Annotated in this window: 6 protein-coding genes and 1 pseudogene; all 7 read right to left on the bottom strand. The window is 44.5% G+C overall.

Annotated elements, in window-relative coordinates:
* Positions 1-304: pseudogene (locus tag I8748_RS28510) on the bottom strand (transposase); the annotation flags it as partial.
* 264 nt (positions 305-568) lie between these two features.
* Positions 569-1,396 carry a HEAT repeat domain-containing protein gene (locus I8748_RS28505; RefSeq protein WP_198127868.1) on the bottom strand — a complete coding sequence of 276 codons (828 nt, stop codon included), beginning with the start codon at positions 1,394-1,396 and terminating at the stop codon, positions 569-571.
* Positions 1,397-1,584: 188 nt separating this feature from the next.
* Complete coding sequence (gene cpcA / locus I8748_RS28500; protein ID WP_198127867.1) at positions 1,585-2,076, bottom strand: phycocyanin subunit alpha; 492 nt, start codon at positions 2,074-2,076, stop codon at positions 1,585-1,587.
* A gap of 105 nt (positions 2,077-2,181) precedes the next feature.
* The gene (locus tag I8748_RS28495) at positions 2,182-2,703 is read right to left on the bottom strand and encodes a phycocyanin subunit beta (protein WP_198127866.1); all 522 of its coding nucleotides are present in this window, start codon (positions 2,701-2,703) and stop codon (positions 2,182-2,184) included.
* A gap of 448 nt (positions 2,704-3,151) precedes the next feature.
* On the bottom strand, positions 3,152-3,898 hold the full coding sequence (locus tag I8748_RS28490; protein ID WP_198127865.1) for a phycoerythrobilin:ferredoxin oxidoreductase: 747 nt from the start codon (positions 3,896-3,898) through the stop codon (positions 3,152-3,154).
* A 9-nt stretch (positions 3,899-3,907) separates the two neighbouring features.
* Positions 3,908-4,642: a 15,16-dihydrobiliverdin:ferredoxin oxidoreductase gene (locus I8748_RS28485; RefSeq protein WP_198127864.1), complete on the bottom strand. Its 735-nt coding sequence runs from the start codon at positions 4,640-4,642 to the stop codon at positions 3,908-3,910.
* A gap of 262 nt (positions 4,643-4,904) precedes the next feature.
* Positions 4,905-5,486: a phycobiliprotein lyase gene (locus tag I8748_RS28480; RefSeq protein ID WP_198127863.1), complete on the bottom strand. Its 582-nt coding sequence runs from the start codon at positions 5,484-5,486 to the stop codon at positions 4,905-4,907.
* Positions 5,487-5,613: the final 127 nt, after the last annotated feature.

The raw sequence follows: 5,613 nt of genomic DNA, 5'->3' as shown, positions 1-5,613 counted from the left end.
GCAGTAAACTTAAAACCCAACTCAGCAATGGCGCAAAACAACTACTCACATCCAGACTGCGACGATGAAGCCCTTTTTTGGCTTCTGCTTCCTCATACCATTCTCTCAACCTTTGACGTACCGCCGAGGCTTTTTCTCCATTCACAACAGCAATGAATTGCGATACTTTACTTAAACTGCTGGATTTGGTCATTACCATCCCAAAACTCCATGTCGCCAACCCCACAACTTGCGGTATCGACAGATGTGGCATATGCTCTGATACTATGCGTGTCCACTGTTTGAGATACTCATTTTTCAGCATTTGAGTCTCATCCACACTTTGGTTTCTAATTTTATTTTCTGACCAGAGAGACTGAATACTCACACCCTTGTAAAAAACCTACACCTGTCAGGAAGGGGTGCGGGGGTGCGGGGGTGCAGGGGGAGATGGGTAATGGGGACTGGGTACTGGGTATTGGGTAATGGGTAATGGGTGGGTGATGGGTAATGGGCCAGATGTGATGACTAATATTAGAATCCAATTACCAATTACCAATTCCCAATTCCCAATTCCCAATTCCCATTCCTAAAGCAATTCATCCATCAATGTCATCACTTTAATTGCCTCCAGGGATAAATCCGGCAGCTTAGTTTGTTGCAACTGCTTTTCTAGTAAACCTTTGAGGGAGATGAGTTTAAGACTATTTTCTGCTAATGTTTGAGCGATCGCTTCTGCGGCAGGAAAATATCCGATTGCTCCTAAATCTGCTAGGACTGTACGGCGCAGTTGCAAGCTATCGTTAGAGAGTTCCTCAATTAAGCGATCGCCATATTGACTCGCTTCCTGTGGATCAACAGTCAATTGATACATCGCTCGCGCTGCGGCAAACTTAATCCGCGGAATGAAGTGATCTAGAAAGGGGCGGATATATGGAATTGCGTCTGTTGCTCCCAGCGTTCCCAATGCCTCCAAAATTGCGTCATAGGGTTGGGCTAGCTGAGGAGGTTCCGTAGCTGGCAGTGTTCCAGGTACGTTATCTTTCAGTAACTCAATCAAAATAGGAATACAGGACACATCGCCTAACATCTCCAAAGACTGTGCTGCTGCTTCCCGTACATAGAAATCTGAACATTCCAATGCCCGCATTAGTGGAGGTACTGCCCGACGATCGCCCAGTTTTCCCAATGCCCGCGCTGCATTTCGTCTCAGGGGATAGCCACCACCATTTGTGCGATCGTCTTCATCCTCTAATGCTGCGACCAACAAATCAATCGCTTCTTGGGCATCAACCCGAAATCGCCCTAACCACCAGGCTGCATATACCCGCAATCCCAAATCCTCACCCTGGAGATTAGCGATCGCCTGCTCTACTGTTAATTGGTTATCATCTTCCATACCATATTCATTAACCATAGTCAAGTAATTTTTAATTCGTAATTCGTAATTCGTAATTAAGTTTTACAACAGGGATTTAGTAGTTAAACCAGTTATTAGTCAACAGTTATCAGTTATCAAATTCTCTAAAAAAAACAATGCCCGGAGAGGTAAACAATCACTAACATCTGTCAGTCATTGCATACCCCTCCGGGCAAAATTATCAACTAGCTTAGAACGTTGATAACGTAGTCGATGTAGGAGTTAGCTTCAACAGCTGGGTCGCCGCTTAGACCGTGGTTAGCTTTGATGTACTTCAAAGCTTCAATGTACCAGCTGGGAGACAATTCAAAGGTTTTGTTGATTTCAGCTAGACCAGAGACGAGGTAATCATCCAATGGGCCAGTTCCACCAACAACTAAGCTGTAGGTGATGTGACGCAGGTAGTAACCGATGTCACGAACGCACTTGTCCTTACCAACTTGGCTGGAAGCGTAGTTAGGGCCAGGAGTGCTGGTGGTGTAGGGGAATTTTTGGTATACAGCATTAGCAGCAGCTTGAGCCAAGCTTTGAGCGTTTGCACTCAATGCTTTAGCAGCTTGTAAGCTAGCAGCAGCTTGGCGGTAACGACCAAAAGCAATTTGATATTCGGTAGAGCTGAGGTAGCGTCCTTGAGAATCAGCAGCAGATACAGCTTCGGTTAGAGGTGTTTTGGTCATTTCTCTTTTATCTCCCAATTATTTTGTGAAAAATGTAGCAATGGCTTTGTCACGAATAGCTATGAAAACACAACTCTGGTGAATCGCCTAGTTAAAAGTCAGCAATTAAGCAACAGCAGCAGCAGCCTTATCAAAATAGCCACTCAATTCAGAAATCAAGCTGCTGCAATCACCGTAGGTGATACCGTTGGTGTTGTTAGCGATCGCGATCGCTTTTGCTTTTAGCTTGTTAACGCCAACTGCTACAGAAGCACCTGGGGTACCCAGAGCCAAATAGGTTTCTCTTAGACCGTTCAAGCAGCGGTCATCTAGGATGCTGGAGTCTCCAGCGAAAATAGCGTATGTAACATAACGCAAGATAATATCTAAGTCGCGTACGCAAGCAGCAGCTCTACGGCTGGTGTAAGCATTACCACCAGGAGCAATCAACTGGGGCTGTTCAGCAAACAATTCGCGAACTGCATCAGCAACGATTGCAGAGGAGTTGCTGGTAATACGGTTAACGATGTCCAAGCGCTTGTTGCCATCAGCAACTAAAGCACTTAAAGCATCCAATTGAGAAGCACTGAGGTATTCACCACGTGTATCAGCTTGAGAAACTACTTTTGCAAATGCGTCGAGAACCATATCAATCTCCTATGTGTTTTTTGACCAGGGTTTTAGACCACAACCGAGTTTGGTTTAGCTTGGCGTCAAGACTGCTTGGGCAGTCTGGGGAAGGCAAAGCCTGTTGATGAGTCACCAGTGAAATGTCTTCCTTTCTCCCGATTAGGAATTTTGGAAAATTTACATTTCTTCGTATGGATTGACTCGCCCGAACAGATAGGTGACTGGATTATCCGCACCTACTCTCTAAGCGTGCATTTCAACCTCTTTATTTGTTTATACTATGTCGTTGGATCATTTTTTGTTACGAATTATCATGAGTTTTTTTACATTTCCTGTAACAAAAGTACACAATTTTGTTCATAAAGGGAATAGGGAATGGGGGATGGGGACTGGGGACTGGGGACTGGGTAATTTCCTTCTTTGTTACCAATGCCCAATGCCCAATTCCCAATGCCCAATGCCCAATTCAATTAACTGCTGCTAGTTTTCTTTCGAGGTCAAATAAAAAGCCGTGGATATACTCTTCTGTCCATTCGGGGCCATAGAAACGGGTGAACATTCCCCGTGCTGGGTCTTTCTCTGCCCGATAGCGCAGATAACGCAAGTGAGCTTGTTCAATGTCGGCTAAGGCGTGAGAGTCGGTCACTGGTTGGGCTTGGTCAACAAAGTTCAAGTAGGCTTGGAGGTAGTCTTTAAAAGCTGCAAATACATGTGTCTCCACCGCTTCATTTTCCTGTGGGCGAGTCCACAGAAATGCCGGCGAGAAAAAAGGACGTGCTTCTTCAGGAAAGTCTCCTCCCCAAGGCAGGTGTGATTGATATTCTTCAAAAATGGGCAATATCGGCTGTGTATACTTTGCCTGGTACGCCGGATCATCTCGAAACAGTGGTTGCATATCCAGGGCTATTAGATGTCCTCCTGGTAGCGTTACCAAGTCAGCACCAAAAAAGGGCAAATCGTAGTTCAACTGGGGAAAAATCACAAAATTGAGAACTTGTAGTGAATTCCCACCTTGTACATGAGCGGCTCTAATTTGACGTAATTTAGGAGCAGCAAATGCTGTGCTGGTAGTCAACACTTCTTCTTGATGTCTACCCTTACCCACAAGCGCTGATTTAGACTCAAATCCTGGCGGAATGGGGTAGGGTTGTAAGTCAAGGCGATCGCGTAAAGTCGCGATCGCGTAATCTAAAAATGGCTGATATAAAGTCATGGGTATAAATTACTTTTTGGCTGCTCCAGCCGCTAAAGGCACAGCATCTTCAAACAAAAATTCATACAAGAACCGCTCCGACCATTCATGCCCAAAATAGCTGCTGAATAGACCTGATGCTGGGTCACGCTCGGCACTATATTGGTCGTAGTCTTTCTGTGCTTTGACAATGCGCTGAATATCTTGAACATCGGTCAGAGGTTCAGCTGAGTCTAACATCTGCCAGTACAGATTCAGATAATCTTGAAACGCATCAAATACTCGTGTTTTGACTGTTTCTGCATCTGTTTTGGCAAACAGTAAATATTTTGAGAAGTACTGATTGGCATCGTAGAACTTCATTTCTAAATTTTGTGCCAGTTCAGGATACTTATCATGTAAGGCTTTCAGAGGATAAATATATTTTTCCATATACGCCTCATCCTGAAACAAAGGCTGAAAGTCCATAACAATCAGATTTTTAACCTGACCGAAGGACAGAAAGTCTATACCAAGTAACGGTAAATCGTACTGGTGACTGGGATAAATCACACTATTGAGGATTTGGGCACTCGCTCCAGCATCAATATTGGTATAGCGAATTTTTCGCAACTCTAGACATTGATAGCACCAACTGCGAATAGTAGCAGGGTTTCTACCGCGATCGCTTACCTTATACTCCAAGCCCGTTGGAATCGGGCGACTTTGTAAATTAAACCGTTGAAATAGAGATTGTTCTAGATGCTGAATAAAGGTTGTATACATTGACTGTTATGGACTCATATACCTTTATCTCCTGAGAATACGAAACATCGTGAATCCACGGCCCATTTCTCATAAATAACGCAACAATCCTTAATTTTTTGGGTACTGGGTACTGGGGATTGGGAATTGGGAATTGGGAATTGGGAATTGGGAATTGGGAATTGGGAATTGGGAATTGGGAATTGGGAATTGGGAATTGGATTTTACTATTAGTCATCACATCTGGCCCATTACCCATTACCCATTACCCATTACCCATTCCCTATTCCCTAGATAAATTATGTTGAACCATTTGTGCTAAAGTCTCATTGGATACACAGCGTCGTTCCGAGCAATAGGTCATTAAGTAAACGCCGTTCATCATCCGAACTGTGCTGACGCGTACCCGGAAATCATCTGTCATAAACCAGCAGCGTTCCTGGCCTTGATTGTTGTCATACTCTGTATCAATGGTCAGAATGCCATCTTTGCCAAACCAGTAACGACTAACTACCGGAATCTTTTCTACATAGCCTTGGTTACGCAAGAGTTTACCAGATTGCCCAGTTTCATCATCTGGGACATCAATCAAGACTGCCGCATACTCTGGATTTGGCTCTTGGACATCGGTGTTTGCTTGCCACATAAAGCTAGCACCACCCATTGCTCTAGCTGGGTCAATTAAGTGCTGTTCACAGACTATTTTTACCCGTGGATCATCCTTACTAATGACACCCACATAGAGGTTCGACTCTCCTGACTCATCCGCCGCAGTGTCAAAATGATGCACTGTGCGTTGAATAAACCAGACACCTTCGCTTTTGCGAAAGAAGTCGCTCATTGTCATAGGATGGATGATTGGCATTACTTTTTTACCTCAAATAAATGGGAATTGGGTATGGGGAATTGGACATGGGGAATTGGGCATTGGGAATGGGAAATTGGATATTAGTGATTTCTTCCCCTGCTCCCCTGCTCCCCTGCTCCCCTGC

The sequence above is a fragment of the Amazonocrinis nigriterrae CENA67 genome (assembly GCF_016056305.1).
Classification (GTDB): Bacteria; Cyanobacteriota; Cyanobacteriia; order Cyanobacteriales; family Nostocaceae; genus Amazonocrinis; species Amazonocrinis nigriterrae.
This window is presented reverse-complemented; position numbering and strand designations above follow the sequence as displayed.